The sequence below is a fragment of the Aeromonas veronii genome, from assembly GCA_041319085.1.
Lineage (GTDB): Bacteria > Pseudomonadota > Gammaproteobacteria > Enterobacterales > Aeromonadaceae > Aeromonas > Aeromonas veronii_F.
In genome coordinates, this window is sequence record CP101033.1 from 2,910,328 (window position 1) to 2,933,426 (window position 23,099).

26 protein-coding genes and 2 tRNA genes are annotated in these 23,099 nt (G+C 58.5%); 20 read left to right on the plus strand and 8 right to left on the minus strand.

Going from position 1 to position 23,099, the window contains the following annotated elements; genetic code table 11:
* Positions 1 to 27 precede the first annotated feature (27 nt).
* A complete protein-coding gene (locus NMD14_13660; GenBank protein XEI31808.1) occupies positions 28 to 498 on the plus strand; it encodes an FKBP-type peptidyl-prolyl cis-trans isomerase in 471 nt (156 codons plus the stop codon).
* Positions 499 to 847: 349 nt separating this feature from the next.
* Here NMD14_13660 and NMD14_13665 read toward each other — a convergent pair whose 3' ends face one another.
* Positions 848 to 1,246: an META domain-containing protein gene (locus NMD14_13665; GenBank protein XEI31809.1), complete on the minus strand. Its 399-nt coding sequence runs from the start codon at positions 1,244 to 1,246 to the stop codon at positions 848 to 850.
* 157 nt (positions 1,247 to 1,403) lie between these two features.
* Between NMD14_13665 and NMD14_13670 the strand changes: the two genes are divergently transcribed.
* Complete coding sequence (locus NMD14_13670; GenBank protein ID XEI31810.1) at positions 1,404 to 1,883, plus strand: hypothetical protein; 480 nt, start codon at positions 1,404 to 1,406, stop codon at positions 1,881 to 1,883.
* Positions 1,884 to 1,886: 3 nt separating this feature from the next.
* Here the strand turns inward: NMD14_13670 and NMD14_13675 are convergent, their stop codons facing one another.
* Positions 1,887 to 2,366, minus strand: a complete 480-nt coding sequence (locus tag NMD14_13675) for a putative 4-hydroxy-4-methyl-2-oxoglutarate aldolase (protein ID XEI31811.1) — start codon at positions 2,364 to 2,366, stop codon at positions 1,887 to 1,889.
* 42 nt (positions 2,367 to 2,408) lie between these two features.
* On the minus strand, positions 2,409 to 2,816 hold the full coding sequence (locus NMD14_13680; GenBank protein ID XEI31812.1) for a DUF3293 domain-containing protein: 408 nt from the start codon (positions 2,814 to 2,816) through the stop codon (positions 2,409 to 2,411).
* A 397-nt stretch (positions 2,817 to 3,213) separates the two neighbouring features.
* Between NMD14_13680 and arcA the strand changes: the two genes are divergently transcribed.
* On the plus strand, positions 3,214 to 3,933 hold the full coding sequence (gene arcA, locus NMD14_13685; GenBank protein XEI31813.1) for a two-component system response regulator ArcA: 720 nt from the start codon (positions 3,214 to 3,216) through the stop codon (positions 3,931 to 3,933).
* 155 nt (positions 3,934 to 4,088) lie between these two features.
* On the opposite strand, the gene NMD14_13690 is transcribed toward arcA, so the two are convergent.
* Positions 4,089 to 4,163: transfer RNA gene (locus tag NMD14_13690), tRNA-Gly, on the minus strand.
* Positions 4,164 to 4,178: 15 nt separating this feature from the next.
* Positions 4,179 to 4,252 (minus strand) — tRNA-Gly (locus NMD14_13695).
* 201 nt (positions 4,253 to 4,453) lie between these two features.
* Here NMD14_13695 and cydD point away from each other — a divergent pair.
* The 4 genes from cydD (at position 4,454) to NMD14_13715 (ending at position 8,888) form a co-directional block, all read left to right on the plus strand.
* A complete protein-coding gene (cydD, locus tag NMD14_13700; GenBank protein XEI31814.1) occupies positions 4,454 to 6,223 on the plus strand; it encodes a cysteine/glutathione ABC transporter permease/ATP-binding protein CydD in 1,770 nt (589 codons plus the stop codon).
* Positions 6,216 to 7,946, plus strand: coding sequence for a cysteine/glutathione ABC transporter ATP-binding protein/permease CydC (gene cydC, locus NMD14_13705; GenBank protein XEI31815.1), 1,731 nt, complete (start codon positions 6,216 to 6,218; stop codon positions 7,944 to 7,946). The genes cydD and cydC overlap by 8 nt, the downstream gene beginning before the upstream one ends.
* A gap of 174 nt (positions 7,947 to 8,120) precedes the next feature.
* A complete protein-coding gene (gene rcsF / locus NMD14_13710; protein XEI31816.1) occupies positions 8,121 to 8,492 on the plus strand; it encodes an Rcs stress response system protein RcsF in 372 nt (123 codons plus the stop codon).
* Between the two features lie 9 nt (positions 8,493 to 8,501).
* Positions 8,502 to 8,888: a DUF488 family protein gene (locus tag NMD14_13715; GenBank protein ID XEI31817.1), complete on the plus strand. Its 387-nt coding sequence runs from the start codon at positions 8,502 to 8,504 to the stop codon at positions 8,886 to 8,888.
* Positions 8,889 to 9,040: 152 nt separating this feature from the next.
* Here the strand turns inward: NMD14_13715 and NMD14_13720 are convergent, their stop codons facing one another.
* Positions 9,041 to 10,039, minus strand: a complete 999-nt coding sequence (locus tag NMD14_13720; protein XEI31818.1) for an NAD-dependent epimerase/dehydratase family protein — start codon at positions 10,037 to 10,039, stop codon at positions 9,041 to 9,043.
* A gap of 211 nt (positions 10,040 to 10,250) precedes the next feature.
* Between NMD14_13720 and tsaA the strand changes: the two genes are divergently transcribed.
* The 4 genes from tsaA (at position 10,251) to NMD14_13740 (ending at position 14,067) form a co-directional block, all read left to right on the plus strand.
* Positions 10,251 to 10,955 (plus strand): tRNA (N6-threonylcarbamoyladenosine(37)-N6)-methyltransferase TrmO, encoded by a 705-nt coding sequence (gene tsaA / locus NMD14_13725; protein XEI31819.1) that lies wholly within the window; start codon positions 10,251 to 10,253, stop codon positions 10,953 to 10,955.
* Between the two features lie 300 nt (positions 10,956 to 11,255).
* Complete coding sequence (locus tag NMD14_13730; protein ID XEI31820.1) at positions 11,256 to 11,804, plus strand: cytochrome b; 549 nt, start codon at positions 11,256 to 11,258, stop codon at positions 11,802 to 11,804.
* Between the two features lie 206 nt (positions 11,805 to 12,010).
* On the plus strand, positions 12,011 to 12,685 hold the full coding sequence (locus tag NMD14_13735; protein ID XEI31821.1) for a response regulator transcription factor: 675 nt from the start codon (positions 12,011 to 12,013) through the stop codon (positions 12,683 to 12,685).
* On the plus strand, positions 12,685 to 14,067 hold the full coding sequence (locus NMD14_13740; protein XEI31822.1) for an ATP-binding protein: 1,383 nt from the start codon (positions 12,685 to 12,687) through the stop codon (positions 14,065 to 14,067). The genes NMD14_13735 and NMD14_13740 overlap by 1 nt, the downstream gene beginning before the upstream one ends.
* Here NMD14_13740 and NMD14_13745 read toward each other — a convergent pair.
* Positions 14,048 to 14,260, minus strand: a complete 213-nt coding sequence (locus tag NMD14_13745; protein XEI31823.1) for a hypothetical protein — start codon at positions 14,258 to 14,260, stop codon at positions 14,048 to 14,050. The two genes, NMD14_13740 and NMD14_13745, sit on opposite strands and share 20 nt — an antisense overlap.
* Before the next feature lie 5 nt (positions 14,261 to 14,265).
* On the minus strand, positions 14,266 to 14,607 hold the full coding sequence (locus tag NMD14_13750; protein XEI31824.1) for a DUF805 domain-containing protein: 342 nt from the start codon (positions 14,605 to 14,607) through the stop codon (positions 14,266 to 14,268).
* A 533-nt stretch (positions 14,608 to 15,140) separates the two neighbouring features.
* Between NMD14_13750 and NMD14_13755 the strand changes: the two genes are divergently transcribed.
* The 9 genes from NMD14_13755 (at position 15,141) to NMD14_13795 (ending at position 23,034) form a co-directional block, all read left to right on the plus strand.
* Positions 15,141 to 15,533 (plus strand): hypothetical protein, encoded by a 393-nt coding sequence (locus tag NMD14_13755; GenBank protein ID XEI31825.1) that lies wholly within the window; start codon positions 15,141 to 15,143, stop codon positions 15,531 to 15,533.
* A 35-nt stretch (positions 15,534 to 15,568) separates the two neighbouring features.
* Positions 15,569 to 16,108, plus strand: coding sequence for a hypothetical protein (locus tag NMD14_13760; GenBank protein XEI31826.1), 540 nt, complete (start codon positions 15,569 to 15,571; stop codon positions 16,106 to 16,108).
* A gap of 226 nt (positions 16,109 to 16,334) precedes the next feature.
* A complete protein-coding gene (locus tag NMD14_13765) occupies positions 16,335 to 17,003 on the plus strand; it encodes a winged helix-turn-helix domain-containing protein (GenBank protein XEI31827.1) in 669 nt (222 codons plus the stop codon).
* Complete coding sequence (locus tag NMD14_13770; GenBank protein ID XEI31828.1) at positions 17,000 to 17,479, plus strand: hypothetical protein; 480 nt, start codon at positions 17,000 to 17,002, stop codon at positions 17,477 to 17,479. The genes NMD14_13765 and NMD14_13770 overlap by 4 nt, the downstream gene beginning before the upstream one ends.
* A 610-nt stretch (positions 17,480 to 18,089) precedes the next feature.
* Positions 18,090 to 19,997 carry a fructose-specific PTS transporter subunit EIIC gene (locus tag NMD14_13775; GenBank protein ID XEI31829.1) on the plus strand — a complete coding sequence of 636 codons (1,908 nt, stop codon included), beginning with the start codon at positions 18,090 to 18,092 and terminating at the stop codon, positions 19,995 to 19,997.
* Positions 19,998 to 20,442: 445 nt separating this feature from the next.
* The gene (locus NMD14_13780) at positions 20,443 to 20,748 is read left to right on the plus strand and encodes a PTS fructose transporter subunit IIB (GenBank protein ID XEI31830.1); all 306 of its coding nucleotides are present in this window, start codon (positions 20,443 to 20,445) and stop codon (positions 20,746 to 20,748) included.
* Entirely contained in the window at positions 20,748 to 21,515 is a 768-nt protein-coding gene (locus tag NMD14_13785) for a PTS sugar transporter subunit IIA (GenBank protein XEI31831.1), read from the plus strand. The genes NMD14_13780 and NMD14_13785 overlap by 1 nt, the downstream gene beginning before the upstream one ends.
* Positions 21,516 to 21,619: 104 nt before the next feature.
* A complete protein-coding gene (gene rluE, locus NMD14_13790) occupies positions 21,620 to 22,543 on the plus strand; it encodes a 23S rRNA pseudouridine(2457) synthase RluE (protein XEI31832.1) in 924 nt (307 codons plus the stop codon).
* Positions 22,543 to 23,034 (plus strand): NUDIX hydrolase, encoded by a 492-nt coding sequence (locus NMD14_13795; protein ID XEI31833.1) that lies wholly within the window; start codon positions 22,543 to 22,545, stop codon positions 23,032 to 23,034. The genes rluE and NMD14_13795 overlap by 1 nt, the downstream gene beginning before the upstream one ends.
* Positions 23,035 to 23,099 lie beyond the last annotated feature (65 nt).

The following is a 23,099-nucleotide window of genomic DNA, read 5'->3' on the forward strand; positions in this document are numbered from 1 at the left end:
TTACATTTCATGGAACAGGAAAAACCGATGAAATTCATACTGATCGCGCTGCTCATCGCCGGTGTGGCCTACTACTTCTACTCCAGCAGCAACAACAAGAAGCTGGCGGCCGACAACGTGCGGATTGGCGCCGAGTTCCTCGCCAGCAACAAGGAGAAACCACTGGTAACCACCACCGCCTCCGGCCTGCAGTACGAAGTGCTGACCCCGGGCACCGGCACCGTTCATCCCACCGCCACCAGCAAGGTGAAGGTGCACTACGAGGGCAAGCTGCTGGACGGCACCGTCTTTGACAGCTCGGTCGCCCGTGGCGAGCCCATCGAATTTGGTCTCAATCAGGTGATCGCCGGCTGGACCGAAGGGGTACAACTGATGGTGGAAGGTGAGAAGACCCGTTTCTACATCCCCGCCAACCTGGCCTACGGCGACCGTGCCGCTGGCAAAATCCCGCCGGGATCCGTGCTGATCTTTGACGTGGAGCTGTTGGGTATCCAGTAACCGCGCAGGACGCTCCAGTGGCAATATCCCACTGAATCCGTGCTGATTTTTGATGTGGAGTTGCTGGGGATCCAGTAACTACCACATTCCATCAGCAACAAGGCGAGCATCATGCCGTTCATGACTCCCCCGCCCACCACCAGCTCGCCATCTGCCTTGGCGATGGTTCTTTTTGCTGATCGAGCTCGCTATTGAGCCCTGCCCCAGATAGGCGGGCAACGCTTGCTATCAAAACGAAGTGGCAAGAGGGTTGAGCGGAAGAGGGAGCATGCAGATAAACAGACGCCCTCTACAGCGAGGGCGTATCAGATCGTTTGACCCGCCTGAGCGGTCAGACGAGCGGCGTGATTTATTTGGCAGCAGGCACGGCGTTGAAGGTGAGCAGGGCTGCCTTGTTGACATCGCTCAGGGTCAGCTGATTACCGTTGATGGAGTAGGTTGCCACCTTCTCAAGCTGTTGCAGATACGCCATCTCTTTGTTCATCTCATCGCCGATGCACATCATGCGGGTTGCCCCCATAGCGCCCAACGTCAAGACACCGTCACCCTGCTTGGTGATACCGCCAAAATAGCGATTGCAGCCGCCCTTGCCCGCCACTTTGCCATCGACCACTTGCAGGGTGAAGGTATCGCCGATGGCACCTTGCAACTGCCAGTTGGATGCTTGCAGTTGAGCCATGCTGGAACCTGTTGCCATTGCGCAACCTCCCAGTGCCAGCGCGGCCAGCAGAGTCAGTTTCTTGTTCATGGATCCACCTTGTAATAATTAAAACAATCAATAAGGCTGCCTATTTATCATGGCTGGCGCCCATGACAAAGGATTTTATTGTGATCTCGCTTCACTTTACTAACAGCTGGCATGTGCCATGCTTGAGTTCAGTTCCGAACCCAGGGAGGGGAAACGAATGGTCAAATCGCTCATTATCACACTGCTTGTATCCTGCGCCAGCATAGCCGTACAGGCCGCCGACTGGGCGGTGGTTCAGCCGCAATCCAACCCGTCTCTCTATGTCAAAAGTTACTCGGGTGTGCTGCTCAATGGCCATAGCCATCACAGCGACAGTTTTGATCTCTGGCTGGTCAATAGCGGCTATCAATATCCGGTGGTGGATGATGTGACCCTCTTTATGGAAGCTGGCCCGGCAGTAACGGATCAGAATCGCACATCCGGCTTCAATATGAGTTCGGGGGTACGCTACCAGCTCTCTCCGGCATTCAATATCGGCAGCCAAATCAAGCATCTCGACCTCAACAAGGCCAGCACCCTGCTGGAGCTCAACTCCAGCCTGCTGCTGACCCCCAGACTCTCCCTCACCGCCAACTATGGTGTCAGCACCATCACCGCCGATCAGGCGCTGAGTCTGGGCGTCGGCTTCAACTTCTGATGATCACAACAGCGGCGTGGCGCTCACCACCACGCCGTTGCGATCTGCATAGATGTAATCCCCTTCGTGGATGGTCACACCGGCAAAGCTGACCACAGCCCCCAGCTCTCCCAATCCTCGCTTCTCGGTCTTGACCGGACAGGCGGCCAGCGCCTTGACCCCGAGCGCCAGTGTCGCCAGAGTGCCCACATCCCGCGCCGCACCGTGGATCAGGATCCCCTCCCACCCCAACTCCACCGCCTTGACCGCCAACTGATCGCCCAGCAGCGCCCGGCGCAGCGAGCCGCCGCCATCGATCACCATCACTTTGCCGTGACCGGGACGGGCCACCAGATCCCGCACTAGACTGTTGTCTTCGTAACAGGAGAGCGTCACAGCGCGACCATAAAAGAGGGCCTTGCCACCAAAATCCTGAAACACCGGGTTGGCCACTTGCAGCAAGTCACCGTGTTGATCGCAGAGGTCGGGCAGGAGATCCAGCATGATTTGATTCCTTTCAGATGCATGAAGGAGTTTATTCTTTCATCAGGCAAGGTGTCTGGCAATCCAGAAGGATTCAATATTGCCCAGACAAACTGCTGATTTATCGGTTAATACAGGCACCAGCCAGAGCTGGCCATCCTCCACCCAGTAGAGGGCATTCTGGCCAAAACGAGCAGCCAGCTGACGGGCTTGCGGCAGGGAGAGCGCCACCGCCAACGATGACTCCTGCCAGCGCTCGTTGGGGTCAGCTCCCCAAAACGGCCCCACCACGGGCATCTGTAAATACGCGGTCAGATGGCGCCATAGCGCCCGTTCTCGACGTCGATTGCGACGCTCACTGACGCGCACGCTGGCCGGATTCCAGGCGGTGATGATTGCGAATGCAGGCCAGCCTGGCACCTCAAATGGCGCCATAAAGCAGATTTTCTTGTATTTTTCCCACAAATTCATGTCAATCACATGTTACATTCAGTTACATTTTATAGGGGCGAAAACCCGGTTCAGGCCAAGTATGATGCAGCTGTACCAGGGTTTGACCTATATCAAAACAGAGTTAAAAAGTTGCTATCTGACGGCAAAGAGTGTTGTTATGCTCCTGTTAACTGATAAAATGCGGCCACTTTCGTCATGGATGACCTTTCCAGGCTCTGCTCGACCAGACTTGTCGGGAACCTATAAGTGGCACAGGGATATTTGCCAGTACTGATGCCTAATTTTCGCGATATTCCGACCTGACTTCATACCCAAGATGACGTAATAAATTTTCAGGATCAGTCAGGAAATCGGTGTTAAACGCCAAAGAGTGTTAAATTTTAGATAATTAACTGATAAGAATCTGGGAATACTCATGCAAACACCACACATTCTGATCGTCGAAGACGAACTGGTCACACGCAACACCCTGAAAAGTATTTTTGAAGCGGAAGGCTACATCGTACTCGAAGCCAACAACGGCGACGAAATGCACCAGGCCCTCACTTCCCACACCATCAATCTAGTGATCATGGATATCAACCTGCCGGGCAAGAATGGCCTGCTGCTGGCCCGTGAGCTGCGTGAGAACGACAACATCGCCCTGATGTTCCTGACCGGTCGTGACAACGAAGTAGACAAGATCCTGGGTCTGGAGATAGGTGCAGATGATTACATCACCAAGCCGTTCAACCCGCGCGAACTGACCATCCGTGCTCGCAACCTGTTGAGCCGCACCATGAACGTGGCGGCCGGTGGCGAAGAGAAGAAGCTGGTTGAGCGCTACCTGTTCAACGGCTGGGCACTGGATATCAACAGCCGTGCACTGGTCAGTCCTACTGGCGACATGTTCAAGCTGCCGCGCTCCGAGTTCCGTGCCATGCTGCACTTCTGCGAAAACCCGGGCCAGATCCAGACCCGTGCCGAGCTGCTGAAGAAGATGACCGGCCGCGAGCTCAAGCCCCACGACCGCACCGTCGATGTGACCATCCGTCGCATTCGCAAGCACTTCGAAAGCGTCAACGATACTCCGGAGATCATCGCCACTATCCACGGCGAAGGCTACCGTTTCTGTGGTGAGCTGGAGCAGGAATAAGCTCCCGCTACGCAGTTGATCTGAAAAGGCGCCTAGGGCGCCTTTTCTGTCTCTGCGGTTTGCCTTAAAAGCTGAGAAACGCTGAACGTGACGGCGCACAAGATAGATGAAAAACAAAAAGCCCACTCGCAGGAGTGGGCTTTTTGTTTTGAAGCTGGAGCGGGCAGCGGGAATCGAACCCGCATCATCAGCTTGGAAGGCTGAGGTAATAGCCATTATACGATGCCCGCCTGGCATCTGAAATTTGGAGCGGGTGATGGGAATCGAACCCACGTATGCAGCTTGGGAAGCTACCGTTCTACCATTGAACTACACCCGCGTCAGGGCTCCTACTATATGCATTTTGCCGCCGAGCGCAATGGCGCCTTTGCCACTTTTTTCAATAAATCAATCTGTTCGGACAAGGATTGAACAGACGGTTGCTTTTTCAATCAAACATTTTCAACACAGATAATTTACAAGGTTGCCAAGGCCAAACGGCAAGGATAGTCTTGCGCCACTCGACGCGAGGATGGTGGTAATGGATAAAAAAACGCAAAAACGTCTCTATGGCTGGTTGCGCAAGCAATCGAGTCACGGTCGCCGCTGGATCACGATATCCATCGCTTTTGGCCTTGGCCAGGGCATTCTGATGGTGGCGCAAGCCTGGCTGCTGGCGACCCTGTTGCACGGCTTTATCATCGAAGGCTCAACGCCTGAGCAATCCATCACACTCTTTATTACCCTGCTGCTGGTGACGCTTGGCAAGGCCGCGCTGGCCTACGGCCGCGAAGTGGCCAGTTTCAAGGCGGGCAGCGCGGTGCGCCAGACCATCCGCCAGCTGGTGCTCGCTCGCTTGAGTCGCCTCGGCCCTGCCTATATCCAGCGCCGTCCGGCCGGTAGCTGGGCCAGTCTGTTGCTAGAACAGATTGAAAACATGCAGGATTTCTTCTCCCGCTATCTGCCGCAGATGGCCATCGCCGTCTTTATTCCGGTGGTCATTCTGGTGGCTATATTCCCGGTCAACTGGGCGGCGGGCCTGATCCTGCTGGGCACTGCCCCCCTCATCCCCATCTTTATGATCCTGGTGGGTGTGGGCGCCGCCGATGCCAACCGCCGCAACTTTCAGGCGCTGGCTCGCCTCTCCGGCCACTTCCTCGATCGGCTGAAGGGGCTGCGTACCCTGCAACTCTTTATGCGTACCCAGGCGGAAGGTGAAGCCATTCGCGATGCCTCGGAAGATTTTCGCGAGCGCACCATGGAAGTGCTGCGCCTGGCGTTTTTGAGCACCGCCGTGCTGGAGTTCTTCGCCGCCATTTCGGTAGCGCTGGTTGCCGTCTATTTCGGCTTCTCTTATATCGACCATCTGAACTTTGGTAGCTATGGGGTCAAGGTCACCCTCTTTACCGGCCTGTTCGTGCTGTTTCTCGCCCCCGAGTTCTACGCCCCACTGCGGGAACTGGGTGCCCACTACCACGCCAAGGCGCAGGCTATCGGCGCTGCCGAGCAGTTGCTTGAATTCCTCGAAGCCGAGGTGAGCGAGCCGGCCGCAGGCACGGCGCCGTTCCATGCCGACAGCCCGGTCAAGGTAGAGGCCAAAGCCCTTGAAGTGCTGAGCGCCGAAGGCAAGGTGCTGGTCGGCCCTATCGATTTCACCCTGGAAGCCGGTTCGCGTACCGCCCTCATCGGCGTCAGCGGCGCAGGCAAGAGCTCGCTGGTCAACGCCCTGCTCGGCTTTGCCCCCTATCGCGGCGAACTCAAGGTCAACGGGCAGGAGCTCGCCACCCTCGACATGAGCCAGTGGCGCCTGCAACTGGGTTGGCTCTCGCAAAACCCGCAGCTGTTCCACGCCTCCTTGCGCGACAACCTGCTGCTGGCCAAGCCAACGGCCAGCGATGCCGAGCTGGAAGATGCCCTGAAACGGGCGCAGGCGTGGGAATTTGCCATGGAGAAGGGGCTCGACTATCCGGTCGGCGATCAGGCCGGTGGCCTCTCGGTCGGTCAGGCCCAGCGTCTAGCACTGGCGCGAACCCTGCTCAAATCAACCCAGCTGATGGTGCTAGACGAACCAACCGCCAGTCTGGATCGCCACTCCGAACGCGCCATCATGACCACCCTCGAGCAGGTGATGGCTGGCCAGACCCTGCTGATGATCACCCACCGCCTCGACCAGCTTACCAGGATGGACAAGATAATGGTGCTGGCCCACGGCCAGCTGGTGGAGCAAGGCAGCTTCCAACAATTGAGTCAGGCGGATGGGCCTTTTGCCCGCCTGCTCTCCCAACGTTCCGGAGGTTCTCTCGATGAGTGATCTGTTGCCATTTCTGCGCCTCTATCGCCAACACTGGCTCAGCCTCACCATTGGTTTGCTGCTGGCGCTGGTGACCCTGGCCGCTGGCATGGGGCTGCTCTCCCTCTCCGGCTGGTTCCTCTCCGCCGCCGCGGTGGCGGGAATGACCGTTGCGACGACCCATGCCTTTAACTACATGACCCCTGCGGGCGGGGTGCGCTTCTTCTCCATCGTCCGCACAGCCGGTCGCTGGGGTGAGCGGGTAGTGAGCCACGATGCCACCTTCCGGGTGCTGACCCGTTTGCGGGTCTGGTTCTGGCAGAAACTCTCGCCGCTCTCCACCGGTACCCTGGCCGGTTTCCGTCAGGCGGATCTGCTCAACCGGCTGGTGGCCGACATCGATGCGATGGACCACGTCTATCTGCGGCTGATCACCCCCATAGGCGCGGCCCTGCTCAGCACCGCCGGACTGGTCTTCTTCCTGTCGTTTTTCGACAGCCGCCTCGCCCTCACCCTGGGTGCCATTCTGCTGTTTGGCATGATTGCCCTGCCGCTGGTGTTCTACTTCCTCGGCCGTCGCCCCGGTCAGGCGCTGATTGCCGAAAAATCGACCCTGCGTACCCGGATGGTGGACTATCTGGATGGTCAGGCCGAACTGCAGATGTTTGCCGCAGCTCCCAAGGCGCTGGCTGAGCTGCAACAGGCAGAACAAGCGCTGCTCGCCGCACAGGCCCGCATGGCCAAGGTGAGCGGGCTGGCCAACTTCTCGGTGCAACTGCTGAGCGGCTGGACCCTGACCCTGATGCTCTGGCTGGCCGGTCATGGGGTAGCGGGTGCTGCGCCCGACCCCATTACCGCGCTGATGGTCTTTGCCACGCTGGCAAGCTTCGAGGTACTGATGCCGCTGGCCGGTGCTTTCCAGCACCTCTCCACCAGCCTCACCTCGGCCCGTCGTTTGAACGAGATCCTGCAAGAGGCAAAAGCCCCCGTGTGGGGCGACGAGCAGACTCACGCCAGCGCTGGCGCACTGCAAATCAACGACCTCTATTTTGGCTACCCGGGCAACCCCCAGCCGGTACTGCGTGGCTGCACCCTGCAACTGCACGCCGGTGAAAAGCTGGCGCTGCTGGGCCAGACCGGCTGCGGCAAATCGACCCTGATGGGCCTGCTGACCCGGGAGTGGAGCCCGCAGGCAGGCAAGATCCTGCTGGGTGGCAAGCCGCTCACCGACTACAGCGAAGGGGCGCTGCGCGCCTCCATCTCGGTAGTGAGCCAGCGGGTGCATCTGTTTGCCGACACCCTGCGGGGCAACCTCAAGCTGGCCGCCCCTACCGCCACTGACGCGCAGCTGATTGCGGTACTGACCCAGGTTGGACTGGCCAATCTGCTGGAAGACGAAGCGGGCCTCAACGCCTGGCTCGGTGACGGCGGCCGCCCCCTCTCCGGTGGTGAGCGTCGCCGTATCGGCATCGCCCGCGCCCTGCTGCACGATGCGCCGCTCTGGCTGCTGGACGAACCGACCGAAGGGCTCGACAGTCAGACCGAGCGGGAGATCATGGATCTGCTGTTCCGGCTCGGGGCAGATCGCACCTTGCTGCTTATCTCCCACCGCCTGCTGGGGATGGAGCAGATGGACCGGATTGCCCTGATGGAAGAGGGACAGATCCGCCTCTGCGCCCCGCACGACGAGCTGCTGGGGGATGATTACTACCGCAGCCTCTATCAGCGGCTGGCTCCTGTTTGATATCAGGCTGATATCAGGCTGATGGGGGTCACACCCTGACAACCGGGCGCAAAACGGGGCTGGTCGCCGCAAGCGGCTGGCCCCTATAATGTCCCCCTCATTATTCAACAAGATGCCGACATGGAGCGCCTGCGCATTTCTACTGTCCTCATCACCGACACAAGATACGAGACGATGAAACGCCTGATCCTGATGATGCCCCTGATTGCCTCCGGCTGTGCCAACTACGCCTTCAACAGCAATCTGGATAAAGAGAACTTCGACGAATACTTCAAACCCGGTAGCGTGCGCATCTATGAACAGGATGAGCTGGCTGACCTCAACTACCTCTACCTCGGTACCATCGAGGGTGAATCCTGCCAGGCCGATGCCAAGCAGCCGGTGCCCAACGCCGGTGAAGCGCGCACCCTGGCTCGCCGCCGCGCCGCCGACATGGGTGGCAACGGCGTCACCATCGACAAGTGCGCCGAGTTCAGCGACACCCCGGGCTGCCTGAAACAGGTGATCTGCTACGGGCAGGCGCTGAAAGTGGCCGAAGAGAAGTAAGCAGCGACCATGGCCCTCGCCATCGTTCGCCTTGGCAGCCCGCGCCAGCCCGATGAAGGGCTGCGGATCGGCACGGTGCGCCGCCCGCCCCGCGGTGTACCCAAGAGCGAATTTGCCAACCAGCATTGGTACGACGTCTGGTTCCCCAACCTGGCCCCCAGCAGCGAGACCATGAAGCTGGGGCAGGCAGCCGAGACGCCCGCCCAGTGGGCGGCGTTTGGCAAACAGTACAAGGCCGAGATGGCGCAACCTGCCGCCAGGCATGATCTGGCGCTGCTGGCCGCCCTCTCCCACACCACCAATCTGTCGGTGGGTTGCTACTGCGAGCAGGAGTCCCGCTGCCATCGCGCCATTTTGCGCGAATTGCTGGTAGCCGCTGGCGCCGCTATTCGCTAGCGAGACGGCGGTGCGATGGGGAATCGCGTCAGCCGGTATTTGGCAGCCATCAGGTATGGATAGACAGAGAGGGCATCCCGCGGGATGCCCTCTCTCGTTCTGTTCGCGCCGCTGCATTCTCGGCAGCAACACTATGATCCCGCCACTCTTTCCTATTGCAGAGAGGGTTCCAGCAACTGCTGACGCAGCGAGGTCTCCTCGGCCTGAGTCATGGCATGTTCCGCCACTCCGGCGACGGGTTCGATGGCCAGCCAGTGGGCAAGATCGGCGGCGGTCTCCTCCAGCGGCCGAAAGTTCAACCCCTTCACGATGGCCGCCTCGGCACTGATAAAGCCGTAACCGGCAAACTCCGCCTGCGCGCAGGGCAGCAGGGTGGGATAGCTCTGCCAGGGCTCGATACCGGCCGCCATCAAGGTGGGCCAGGGCAACCATTCGGGCTGGATGGGACTGGCTGGCTGCAACCGGGCGCTCAGCCGCTCCAGCCAGTCACTCAGGGTAATACCGGGTTTGAGCAAGTTGAATGTGCCCCCCAACTGCTGCTCGGCGGCCCGCAACACAAACTCGGCGCAGTCGCGCACATCGAGGTACTGCAAGCGATCCTCGCCACAGCCCGGCAGCAACCAGGGCCCGCCCTGCTGCACCCGCTTAATCCACCAAGCCATCCGTCCGGTGGGATCATGGGGGCCGCACAGCACGCCCGGGCGCAAGATGCAGAGCCGCTCGCCCCAGCGAGCGCGATACTCCTGCTCGCACAACACCTTGAGCGGGCCATAGTCGCTGGGCATTTCCCCTTCGACGATAGGGTGCTGCGGCGCCGATTCGTCCATTCCGGGGATTGAGAAATCGCGATAGACGCTGATGGTGGAGATGAAGATCAGCCGCGCGCAGCGCCCGAACAAGGCCGCAGAGAGGCTCGCCGCCTGCTCGGGGCGATAGCAGCAGGTGTCGATGGCGAGATCCCACTGCAACCCGGCCGCTTGCAGGGCGCTCAGGCTCTTGTCCCTGTCGCCGGTGAGCTGCACCAGATCGCGCCAGTCCGGATGCTGGTGCAAGCCGCGGTTGAACAGGGTCACTTCATGGCCCCAATCCAGTGCCAGCGTGGTGAGGTGGCGCCCCAAAAAGCCGGTGCCACCGATAATCAGCAGTTTCATCCCTCTCCCTCCCTTCGGCGCATCTGCGCACATTTCATCCTGATGCGCCCGTTGCCACCACCCTACGCAACTTGGCACGCGGGCACAGCCCCCGACTGGCCGGGATGGGACAGGGATCACGGCAGCGCAGCAGAAATGGGCGTAATGAGGCCAAGCCTGCGTTTTGGGGCTGCCTGTGCTAAATTGCCGGGGTTTTCAGTCAGGATCCGCCATGAAGTTCGAAATCGACACCCTCGGGATCATCCGCTCTCCCTACAAGGAGAAGTTCGCCATCCCCCGCCAGCCCGGTCTGGTCAAATCGGCCCGCGCCCGTCTCGAGCTGCTCCCCCCTTACGATCAGCCGGATGTGCTGCGCGGCATCGAGCAGTTCTCCCATCTGTGGCTCAGCTTCGTGTTTCACCAGACCATGGCGCAGGGCTGGCACCCGACGGTGCGTCCGCCGCGCCTTGGCGGCAACGAGCGGGTCGGTGTCTTTGCCACTCGCTCCACCTTCCGCCCCAATCCGCTTGGCCTCTCGGTGGTCGAGCTACACGGGATCGGTCGCGAGCGGGGCAAGCTGTGGCTGGAGCTGGGTGCGGTGGATCTGCTCGATGGCACCCCCATCGTCGATATCAAACCCTACATTCCCTATGCCGACAGCCTGCCGAATGCCCGTGGCGGCTTTGCCCCTGACGCCCCCACCCCGCCGCTGGCTGTGCGTTTCAGTGCCGAGGCCGAGCTACAGCTGCAACCCTGGCTCAAGGCCCATCCCGAGCTGCGCCAGCTGGTGAGCGAAGTGCTGGCGCAAGATCCACGCCCCGCCTACAAGAAGGGCAAGCCCGATGAGAAGGAGTACGGGGTGCGACTGTTTGACTGCAACGTCCGTTTTCGCATCAGCGAGCCGGATTGCGTGGTGCTGGCCATCGAGCCCGCCTGAACCTGGGCGGGACGAAAGGTCATCCGCCATCGCTGATGCTATTTCACGCCTTCTTCACGTCACAAGGGGATTAATGAGCCTGTAAATTGTGTGGCATTGATCAGACTATCGACCCGGTTGCCAGTGATACCATGCCGACTGTAGAGGGCATCCCCTCTCTGACTGATGCCAACGGCAGGCTGCCGGTTGATGGCAAGCATGGCAGTCCGGCTGGTGCCGCCAAAGGATCAGGCCTCGCCCCGACACGTTTAAGTGCGGGGATGCCACACGGATGTGACAACACTTCGAAGGAACAAACCTATGCTGATGAACAGTGAACAACGTTATGGCACCCTGAATATCGGGCTGCACTGGCTGACCCTGTGGGCCATGATCGCCGTCTACGCCCTGATTGAATTTCGCGATATCTTCCCCAAGGGCGACCCGGGCCGGGATCTGATGAAGGAGTGGCACTTTATGCTGGGGCTGCTCATCTTCGCCCTGGTGTTTGTCAGACTGGCCCTGCGCTGGATCAGCCCGACGCCCCGTATCGTGCCCGAGCTTTCCCCCGTCATGCACAAACTGGCAAAACTGGCCCACCTCGCCCTCTACAGTTTTCTCATCCTCACCCCGCTGTTTGGCTGGCTGCTGCTGAGCGCCGCGGGCAAGCCCATTCCCTTCTTCGGGCTTGAGCTGCCTGCCCTGCTCTCCCCCAGTCCGGACCTGAAGGGGCTGATCAAGGAGGTGCATGAAACGCTGGGTAATATCGGTTACGCCCTGATCGGCCTGCACACGGTGGCGGCCCTCTATCACCACCATATTCTCAAAGACAACACCCTCACCAATATGCTGCCACCGCGCCGCAGCTAACAAGCAGCTGAACAAAAACAGAAGGGGCACGCATTGCCCCTTCTGTTTTTTTAAACGCAACAACGCTTAGGTCTCTAACAAGTCCCAATCAGCAGAACGCCTTATGATTCAGTCCCGATACAGGAGATGGGCGATAGGATTCGAATTGACTCGCAGCGACATACACTTTCTAATTGACAGACTGGCCCCTTATGACCGCTCACATCATGAAAATTCTGTTGGTCGAAGACGACAAGCTGCTTAATCACCACCTCTCCTCTCTGCTGACCGAAGCCGACAATCAGGTCTACAGCACCGACCAGGCTGGGATTGCACTGCACTACGCCGCCGACTATCCCATTGATGTGGCCATCATCGACCTCGGTCTGCCCGATATGGACGGCCTGCAACTGATCCGGCAACTGCGCGAACGGCAGATCCCCTTCCCCATCATTGTGCTGACCGCCCGCGGCAACTGGCAGGACAAGGTCGAAGGACTGGAAGCAGGTGCTGATGACTATCTGGTCAAACCGTTTCAGAAAGATGAGCTGCTGGCCCGACTCAATGCGCTGGTACGCCGCAGCGCCGGTTTTATCTCGCCCAGGGTAAAGGCCGGTGATTACGAGCTCGATCTCTCCCGCAAGGAGCTGACCATCGCCGGAGAAGTGGCGGTGCTCACCAGCTTTGAATACCTCATTCTGGAGTACCTGATGCGCAACGCCCGTCAGGTTGTCTCCAAGCAGCAACTGCTCGACCAGCTCTACGGCGACGGCGAAGGGGACCCCAACACCATCGAGGTGATGGTGAGCCGCCTGCGCAAGAAACTGGATCCGGAAGGGACGATTCAACCCATCTCCACCATCCGGCGTCAGGGTTACATCTTCAACCTCTCCTGTAACTGATGACGTTTCATCTGCTGCGCCCCATCAAGATGATCCGCAGATCCCTGCACATCAAACTGCTGCTTAGCTCGCTGCTGGTCATCGCGCTGATCATGGGGTTTGCCGTCTACGCCCTCTACCTCGGCCATATCGAGGAGCAGAGCCAGAAGGCCAGCGCCCGGATGCAGGAGAACCTGGCCAAGCTGTTCTCCTCTACCAAGCCAGTCAACAGCGAAGCCACCGAGATCGGGCGCATTTCCCGTCAGGTCAGTAACAGCAATCTCGATACCCTGATCTGCCGCGCCGATGGCGAACTGATCTGGTCGAGCCTCAATATGCCGGAGGTAATCAGCGCCAAGCCGACCATCTGCGGCGATCTGATGAGATATCTGGGAGGGATGGATCTCGACTACTTCTTCAAGAAGCACACCATCAAGAACGGCGAGAGCTACTTTGTCTACAGCCTGCGGTTTATCCGCAACCCCGGCAGCGGCACCACCGCCTACTACGTGGTGATGATCGACTCGGCCAAACGCTACCACGAAGAGTCCCGCACCTATCTCTACCAGACCGCCAAACAGGCGCTGCTCGCCTATTTACTGCTGGCCGGGTTGCTGCTGCTCACCACCTTCTGGAGCCTCAGCTCCCTGCGCACCATCGCCCGCCAGATCGACGACATCCGGGCCGGCAAGCGGGATGACCTCTCGAGCGATGTTGAGCGGGAACTGGCCCCGCTGACCGACTCCATCAACCAGTTGCTGGAGAACGAACGCCAGCAGACCCAGCGCTACCAGCACGCCCTCAACGATCTCGCCCACAGCCTGAAAACCCGGCTGGCGCTGATCCAGATCACCACCCGCGAAGTGAAGCTGGGGCGGGAGATCCACGACAACATCAACGAGCAGATCCTCACCATGGATCAAATGATCCAGTACCAGCTCAGACGCGCCGTCACCGGCCGCCAGCGTCTCGCCAGCAAGGGCACCGAGCCGGTGCCGCTGATTGAAAAACTGCTGGCCAGCCTGACCAAGGTCTATCGTCACAAGAAGCTGCAAACCCACTTCAAGTTCGATGATGACGCCATTTTTCACGGCGAACAGGGCGACCTGATGGAGTTGATGGGAAACCTGCTCGACAACGCCTGCAAGTTTGCCATCAGCGAAGTGAAGGTAACGGTGCGCAGCCATCTCGAACGGCTGCGCATCGAAGTGGAAGATGATGGCCCGGGTATCGACCCGGCCAAATCGGAGCAGATCTTCCAGCGCGGCGTGCGGGCTGACAGCTCGCCCGGTCAGGGCATCGGACTGGCTGTAGTCACCGAGATTGTCCACAGCTACGGTGGCCAGATCCGGGTCGATGAATCCCCCCTCGGCGGCGCCCGCTTTACCCTGGACCTGCCCTGAGCGGTATTGTCTGCGCAGCCTTATTGGCAGTATCTTTAGCGGCAGTCAATTGAAAAAAGAGCTGAAAAAGCTTGGTTTTGAGCTGACGTGATCGCCAAACAAAACCGCCTCGTCCACAGCCATGACCATCCATAAATGACAAAACACCGCCAACTGGCGGTGTTTTGTTATAGCCATAAAGCAGCAATGCCATCCCTTTTACAGCAACGCCTCACCATAACGGTTGGCTTCATTAGAGCCTTTTTGCAATTTAATCAGTAGCAACCAAATAAATCCGATGATAGGTAATGCAGCGATCAGCAAATACCAACCGTTACGATTAGTATCATGTATCCGACGCACAGCCACAGCTGCACAGGGAATAATAGTCAGCAAGCCATATACGCCAAGCTCATAATTTATATGATCCGGGGAGTTGAACGCCAGTGTTAAAATGACAGCGATCACGGTATGAAACAGCAAGAACATAAAGTATTCTTGGCGTGATGCACGCCCGTGGAAATTAAAGTAGTTTTTGAATGCTTTAAAGTACCAATTCATCACACACCTCTACATTTACATTATTACATTAGGTTAAATTCGTTGTTGTGCCAATTCGATGTCACGATTGGCTGGAACAGCTCAACAATATCCAATAGTTTGAGTCATGCCAACACAATGAAAATTATTAAAATATATTAAAGCTAAAAAAATATCAAAACGCTGAGGGAGGATTAGTAACATTAACGAAACAAATGCGCAAAAAAAGATCAACGGACATAAAGACACGCCTGAACCAAGGAGCATGCATAAGGTCGCGTGTAAATCCAATTGGCAAACCTGTTTTGCCTGGTCAAAAAACGCTCACAAAATTGCCATCCCCCCCTAATCTGCGAGCATCACAACACGAGGAACGATTGGCCATCTTATCGACAAAAATGCTTCAAAAGCCCGACACGCCGCCAGCATAATCATGATTTAATTTTTTAATGGTTTTTAATAATTGTTTTTGGTTGGCATCTAACTAGACCGGCCAGTTACGCTTCAGGTCAGAACAGAACGTTCCACATAACAGATGCCAAACAGGTGAGAATATGAAAAAAAGTTTAGCCGTGCTTGTTACCATGACCTTGCTGACCACTGGTTGCTCGGATATCAGCACTCGTGATGCCTTGATTGGTGCAACTGCATTGGGTGCTGCCGGTGCGATCGGTTATTATGCCGGGCATCATAAAAAATCTGGGAGAGCGAACGGCTCAGCACAATTCGATCAGCAAGATCTGATCGGTGTACGTGAAAGCCAAGCTAATGAAGAATTACAGGATCATGGCTTTCATATGGTCGATGGCTGGCAGAATGACAATGGTAACCATGCATCTTTTTCCATCTGGTATAACAACGACTCTCAGCAGTGCTTGCAGCTGAAAAGTGTTCATGGCGACATAAAAAATGCGTCTAACACCAGTAATGAAAATTGTCACGCTTAATTGACAACCATATTATCAATTTCAGGAGTTATCCTATGAAAAAGACCTACAAAAAATTTCTTGCTGCAGCAATTTTACTGAATGTTTCTGGTTGCACATTATCCGTGATGGCCGCCGAAACTGCCGACCTTAATTATCAGGATATTGGTTGGGCCAAACAGGAGCTGAGCGATCGTGGTTTTGTTAAAGGTGCTGCGCCCAGCAGTGCCACTGAATATTGGTGGAACGGGCAAGAACAACAGTGCATCCGCCTCGCGATCAAACATGGCAAGGTCAATGACATCACTGACGAACAACGTGATGAGTGTGGCGCTGTCGCACAACGCTCTCACTCTTCACACTCTTCACACTCTCGCTATGACGACAGCAAACCGCAACTTGCAGTCAACCAGATGCCTAGCTACTGCCTGAATTTTGCAGCTGAAGACATGGGAAAAGACAAGGATGATGTCAGCACCCTGCCTGCCGAAAAAAGCCATGGCAAATACGTGGTGCCAGGGCAGAGTGACGATGTTTTCTTCGAGTGTACCTTTAGCAGAGATGGCTCTTTCCTGGGTATGAACATCAAGCGTTAACCTACCCTCTTCCTCTGCTCAAGGCAGGAGTCTGTTGTGACGACTCCTGCCTTTACTCAATATCAGCCACCACAGAAGTCTGTCAGGTGCATCTATCCCTTGACAAAAAAGAGTGCTCTCAGTCAGAGTTCACCACCAAGTTGGCCTTCAACACCCTGACTCTCGAGACGCTCACCACGCCATGCTTCCGGATCACCATTCCCATTTGCACTCTTTCGGCCGATTCGTGCTGGACACCAAACAACTTACGCTCACTCGTATGCAAGATAGCGAGCCATCGGTCATTCGCGTCTCTGCTGCTGAAGCACGTCTCCTGCATTACTTTCTCACTCATACAGGCACCTTGCTCAACAAAGAATCGCTGCTACAAACCGGCTGGTTGGGTCGCCCGGTCAGCGCCAGTTCACTGCCGGTCGCCATCGCAAACCTGCGCCGCTATCTCGATACGCCAGAACAAGAGGTGGTGATCAGAACCTTGCCACGACAAGGCTATCTATTCATGCTTGCCCCCGGCGCTGGCGCTGCACAAGATGCCGAGCGGCCCCTGCCGCAGGATCTGAGTGAAGAAGAGGCTGCAGCCACCCCCGTCATGTCGACCGCTGATGACACAACCTATCCGTTATCTGACACGCCCCCCGGGGAGCCAAAACCGATCCCACTGTCGACTTGGCAGCAAAATCTGATGCTGGCCATGATGGGGGGATTTGTCCTCTTGCTACTGCTGACCGGTATTTATTTGAGCACCACCTGGGTCTCGGTTAAATGCGAATCGGCCGGAGAAGGGATCCTCTGTCATACCCAGAAGCCAGTCAGTCAACTGCCAACCCCAAAGCAGGGAGAGATCTGGCTGATGGTGGGTGACGAGCAGGCAAAATTTCAGGAGAAACAGCGATGAAACGTAGCATATTGACGCGACTACTCTATGTGTCGAGCTCGCTGGGGATGCTGCTGGTCTCACTGATACTGCTAAATAGTCTGGGTTGTGACTACGAAATGCGTCTGTCGTCCAAAGCCGCTGATTATTATGCCGTTTGCCGAGCGGGCAAATTTACCGTCATCGAACGCGAACACAGCACCAAAGCGACCTGGATGGTCACGGCATATCAGGCTGTGGTCGGTAGCCAGCTCATTTTCTTCGTCACTGAACGTTCTCAGATTGAAGCCCCACAGACAAAATCGCCTTTGAATGACCTTAACGAGATGCAGGGCAGCTTCACCATGCCCCTTAACTATGGCTGGAAGAAGTTGACCCCCAACCAGATAGCCATTTTTCAACACTCACCTCACCCGGAAATACTGCAGGGCCATTTTGAAGGTTCACTGGATTTCTACCACAGGTTCTGGCCTTCCGCGCCAGTGAAAGCACAGTAAATCCCCACTCCATACCCGGCCCTCCAAGATAGAAAGGAGGGCCTATCACCTCTTGTGCGACAGGAAGAGTGAGCGCTGAGTGGAGAGGAATATGATGTGGGCCCACGCTTTTCACGAACGCCGTTATGATCAGTCAGCACGGCCAACCCCCGCCATATCTTGGTTCTAGTGCGGCTCAACCCATTTCTCCACCTTGTTCTGCTCACGCCTCCCCTCTGACGGCCCCTCGCCTGCCGCCAGCAGGGTCGTTTACGTGCGCTGGCTCACATCCTGTCACCGTTTTCACTTCACAAATTTATAGAAAGACGCCCCCCTTCTGCTGAGCGAAAATACGCCGAATGGCCAATGCGCCGCACCACAGACAAACATAAGAAATTGATTTTACTCGCAAATAAAATAACGAGCGATTCGGTTCGCCCCTATTTCAGTCGCGTTCCAGCTTTGCGATCAGGGTCACACTCAAGGTGTTTTGGCACAAAAATCCAGTGATTAGCACATTTGTCCGATAGGGCCGGGGCGGGTGAGCCGCGATAATGTTCAGGTCATTTTTATCCAGTACGTCGATACATACTCACGCATAGCTTCCGTCACCGGAAGCGGGGAGAGCGCCATGATCACCACCTTGATCAATGAACACCTGATCAACCTCGATTTGAAAGCGACACGCAAAGAGGAGGTCTTCACCGAGATGGCCCGCCTGCTGGTCGCGCAAGGCAAGGTTCGCGACGAGCAGCAGTTCGTCAAGGATCTATGGGCCCGCGAAGAGCTGGACAACACCGGTTTTGAGGAGGGCGTAGCCCTGCCCCACGCCAAGAGCGCGGCGGTAAGCACCCCGGCGGTCGCCATCGGCATCAGCCGCAACGGCATCGACTACGGCGCCGAAGATGGCAAGCCGTCCAAGCTGTTCTTCATGATCGCCTCCCCGGCCGGTGGCGCCAACCATCATATCGAGGTGCTGGCCGAGCTCTCCGGCAAGCTGATCGAAGAGGATTTTATCGCCAAACTGCTGGCGGCCAAGACCCCGGCCGACGCACTGGCACTGCTGCTCGAGAAGAAAGAGCCACAAGTGGCCACCCCGGCCGCCGACAAGGGGCTGATCATCGGTGTGACCGGTTGCCCGGCCGGTATCGCCCACACCTATCTGGCGGCCGAGTCGCTGGAACGCGCCGCCAAGGAGCTGGGTTACGAGGTGAAGGTGGAGACCAACGGCTCCATTGGCGTCAAGAACAGTCCGACAGCGGACGAGATTGCCCGCGCCAGCGCCATCGTGGTCGCCTGTGACAAGCAGGTGGATATGGCCCGCTTCGCTGGCAAGCCGCTGGTCAAAACCAGCGTCAAGGCCCCCATCAAGGATGGCAAGGGTCTGATCGAGCAGGCACTGAAAGCCCCGGCCTATGTGGCTGGCAAAGAAGATAAAAAAGGTGAAGAGAAGAGCGCGGGCGGCAGTTCCGATCTCTATCGCTACCTGATGAACGGCGTATCGCACATGATCCCGTTCGTGGTAACCGGCGGTCTGTTGATTGCGCTGGCGCTGGCCATCGGCGGCAACCCGACCCCGAGCGGCATGCAGATCCCGGAAGGGAGCATGTGGAACCAGATCCTCAACGTGGGTGTGGCCGCCTTTACCCTGATGATCCCCATTCTGGCGGGCTATATCGCCTACGCCATCGGTGATCGTCCGGCGCTGGCCCCGGGCTTTATCGGCGGCTGGATCGCCAACAACGGCAGCTTCTACGGCGCTGACGCCGGGACCGGCTTTATCGGTGCCATCATTGCGGGCCTGCTGGTCGGCTATCTGGTCCGCTGGATTGCCACCCGCCAGTACCACAAGATGGTGCAACCGCTGGTGCCGATCCTGATCGCCCCCATCGTCGGCTCCCTCTTTATCGCTGCAGTATTCATCTTCATTATCGGCGCCCCGATTGCCGACATGATGACCGGCCTCAACGCCATGCTGCTCTCCATGAGCGGTGGCAGCCTGGTGCTGCTGGGTATCGTGCTCGGGGGGATGGCCGGTTTTGATATGGGTGGCCCGGTCAACAAGGTGGCCTTCCTGTTCTCGGTCGGCATGATCGCCTCCGGTCAGACCCAGTTTATGGGTGCCATGGCCTGCGCCATCCCGGCTGCGCCCCTTGGCATGTCGCTGGCGACCGTGCTCGGTCGCAAGCTGGGTATCTTCGATGCCTCTGAAATCGAAGCGGGCAAAGCCGCCGGTGCCATGGGTCTGGTGGGGATCTCCGAAGGGGCGATTCCGTTCGCCGCCCGTGATCCGCTGGCCGTTATCCCGGCCAACATTCTGGGCAGCATGACCGCCGCTGTGATGGCCTTCCTGTTTGGCATCACCAACAGCGTTGCCCACGGTGGCCCCATCGTGGCCCTGCTGGGCGCCGTCAACAAGCCGCTGCTGGCGCTGCTCTGCATGGTCTGTGGTGCCATCGTTACCGGCGTGGTGGCGGTTACCCTGAAAAAGCTGCGGGTCAAAAAGAGTGACGAGGTGACCCTGGCCAAGGCGGCCTGATCGTCATCCCGCCAAGCCGCCCCTTGCTCCTACGTTACGGGGCAGTGAGGGGCGACCAGACCGGACGAGGCCACCAGCAGGTGGCCTCGTTTTTTTGTCGGGTTCGAAAGAGCCTGTCTGCCTCTGCTGTACGACATCGGTTGGTGATCCTCTCCACGCCTCACGGCCGGATCCCGCCAAAAGAGGACATGTGCTTCCCCCCCAAGGATGGCTCTCACGCCATTTGCAGCGCGCCTCCTTAAAGTCACGCTACCTGATGTTCTTCTCCGCGGCCTGTATCGCGGTAGCCAAAGAGTGCAAGATCCACCGCATCAAGCGCGAACTGAACGCCGCTCAAGGGGCAGGCATATCCCCATCAAGATCCCACTTTTCATATGGACTTTTGGTAAAAGCCCCCCGCGGGCGCTATCTTGTTGCTCCCCCTTGTCAGCATCACAGAGAGCAGATGAAGATCGTCGCCGTCACCGCTTGCCCGACCGGTATTGCCCATACCTATATGGCTGCCGATGCCCTGCAAAAAGCCGCCACTGCGCTGGGGCTCAAGATCAAGGTCGAAACACAGGGCGCCATGGGCATGGAAAACATGCTGACCGCCCGCGATATTGCCAGCGCCGACCTGGTGCTGATTGCCTCCGATATCGAGATTGAGCAGAAAGAGCGCTTCCTCGGCTGCACCATCCATCAGGTGAGACTGGAAACCGTGCTGCTGGATGCCAACGCCGTACTCAAGGCCCTGCCGATCCCGGCCTGATGCTGACCCGCGAAATCACCTTCTACTGCCAGCAGGGGTTGAGCATCACCCAGGCCAAGCAGTTGAACCGGCTGGCGGGGATGTTCAAATCCACCATCCGCTGCGCCAACCTCACCCGGCGCCAGACCGTTGCCGCCAGCAACCAGCTCTCCCTGCTGACCCTCGCCACCCAACCCGGCGACCTCTGCCAGTTGCAAATTGAAGGGTGCGATGCCGAACTGGCCCATATGGCCTTCACCTGCTGGTGCGGCGAACTGGGTCAACCGCTGGTGCGCCCGCACACCGCCGCGCTGGCGGAGTTGCGACTGGCCAACGCCCTGCCCGACTACCAGTTTGCCCTGCGCCAGCTGGCCCACAGCCCCGAACCGCTGACCAAGGCCGAGGCCCTCGACCATCTGATCGATCTGCTGCCCGCCGAGCTGATCACCGACCGCGCCACACTGACCGCCGCGGTAGAGCGGCGCGAGCAGGTCTCGGCCACCATCATCCGCCCCGGCCTTGCCATGCCTCATGTATTGAGCGAAGGGATCAGCCAGCCAGCGCTGACCCTGCTCAATTGCAAGGAGCCCATCGAGTGGGGCTCTCAAATCGGGCAGGTGCAGACCATCATTTTGCTGGCGGTGCCGGTTGGTAGCGGACGGGAGACCCTGCGCCCCCTCACTCGACTGGCGCAGGCGATGATCGACGATGTGGTCAGCCACGCCCTGCTGTTGGCGGGCTCGGCCCCCGCCCGTCAGGCTATCGTCATCGAGAGCCTGCTGAGCTAGGCGAATTGGCTCTGGGCGCTGCTTGCTGTAACGCCAGCCATTCATCCTGCCCTCAGCACCCTGTGGTACACTCGCTGCCATCGTCTGTCTGAAGTGTGTATCCGATGAAATCTCCCCGCCCCCGTCTCTCTGTCAGCCGTTCGCCGCGCGATAACGCCCCGCGCACGGCGGCCAAACCAGCCGCACCTCGCCATGCATCCCCCCACAAACCGGAGCTGGCCCCAGCGGATCGCAAATTGCTCCTGCTGAACAAGCCCTACATGGTGCTCTGCCAGTTCACCGACGAGGCGGGCCGCGAGACCCTCAAGGATTACATCAAAGAGCCCGGCATCTACGCCGCAGGTCGGCTTGACCGCGATAGCGAGGGGCTGCTGCTGCTCACCAACGATGGCAAGCTGCAGGCGCGCCTCACCCAGCCGGGGGAGAAGACCCCCAAGACCTACTGGGTGCAGGTGGAGGGGATCCCGAGCGAGGAGCAACTGGCCGCCCTGCGCGCTGGGGTGGAGCTCAATGACGGCATGACCCTGCCCGCCGGGGCGCGCATCATGGATGAACCTGCGGTGTGGCCGCGCAATCCGCCGATCCGCGAGCGCAAGGAGATCCCCACCAGCTGGCTGGAGATCACCATCATCGAGGGGCGCAACCGGCAGGTACGGCGAATGACCGCCCATATCGGCCACCCTACCCTGCGCCTTATTCGCTACGCCATCGGTGACTGGACCCTGGATGGACTGGCACCCGGCGAGAGCCGCAGCATGCCTGCCCCCGAGCTGGCGCCGAGCTCCAGCAGCCGCCCGCGTCCCTCCTCATCCCGTTCAGGCGCTCATACCGCCAAACCGGCCAAACCGGCAGGGGAGGCACCACGGCGGGCCAGCCAGCCGAGACGGGACGAGCGTCTCAGCAGCACTCACCCAACCGAGCGTTTAACCTCAAGCCCGAACGGTGGCAAACCCCGCAGCAGCGGGCGAGGAACGGCACGCAGACCCGCCCGTGCGGGCAATCCAGATAGCAGCGACAAGGAGTCATGATGAGCAATCAGGCAGAGCAATCGACCACCCGCCACGCCCCCATGGAGGCGCGCCTGACGGTCGCCGCCCTGGTGCAGTGGCAGGGGCGCTTTCTGGTGGTGGAAGAGGAGATAAAAGGCCAGCGCCGTTTCAACCAACCCGCCGGCCATGTGGAGCCGGGGGAAAACCTGCTTGAAGCGGCCTGTCGTGAGCTGAAAGAGGAGACGGGTCTGACCGCCACGCCGACCGCCTGGCTTGGTACCTATCTGTTCAAACCGGCCGACAGCGAGGCCACCTATGTGCGCACCGCCATCATCTTCGACCTTGAAAAAGCGCCGGGTCAGCACCATCCAGAGGATCCTGACGGTGATGTGCTGGCTTGCCACTGGCTCACCCTGGAGGAGATCGCCGAGTGCAAACCGGCCCTGCGCAGCCCCTTGGTGTGGCAGTGCATTCAGGATTATCTGGCGGGTACACGGCTGCCGCTCTCGGCCCTCAAGGCCTTTATCTGAGGCCATTTGACACTCTTTTTCGGTGACAACGGCCAACAACAGAAAAACGATTTCCTGCTATCAGG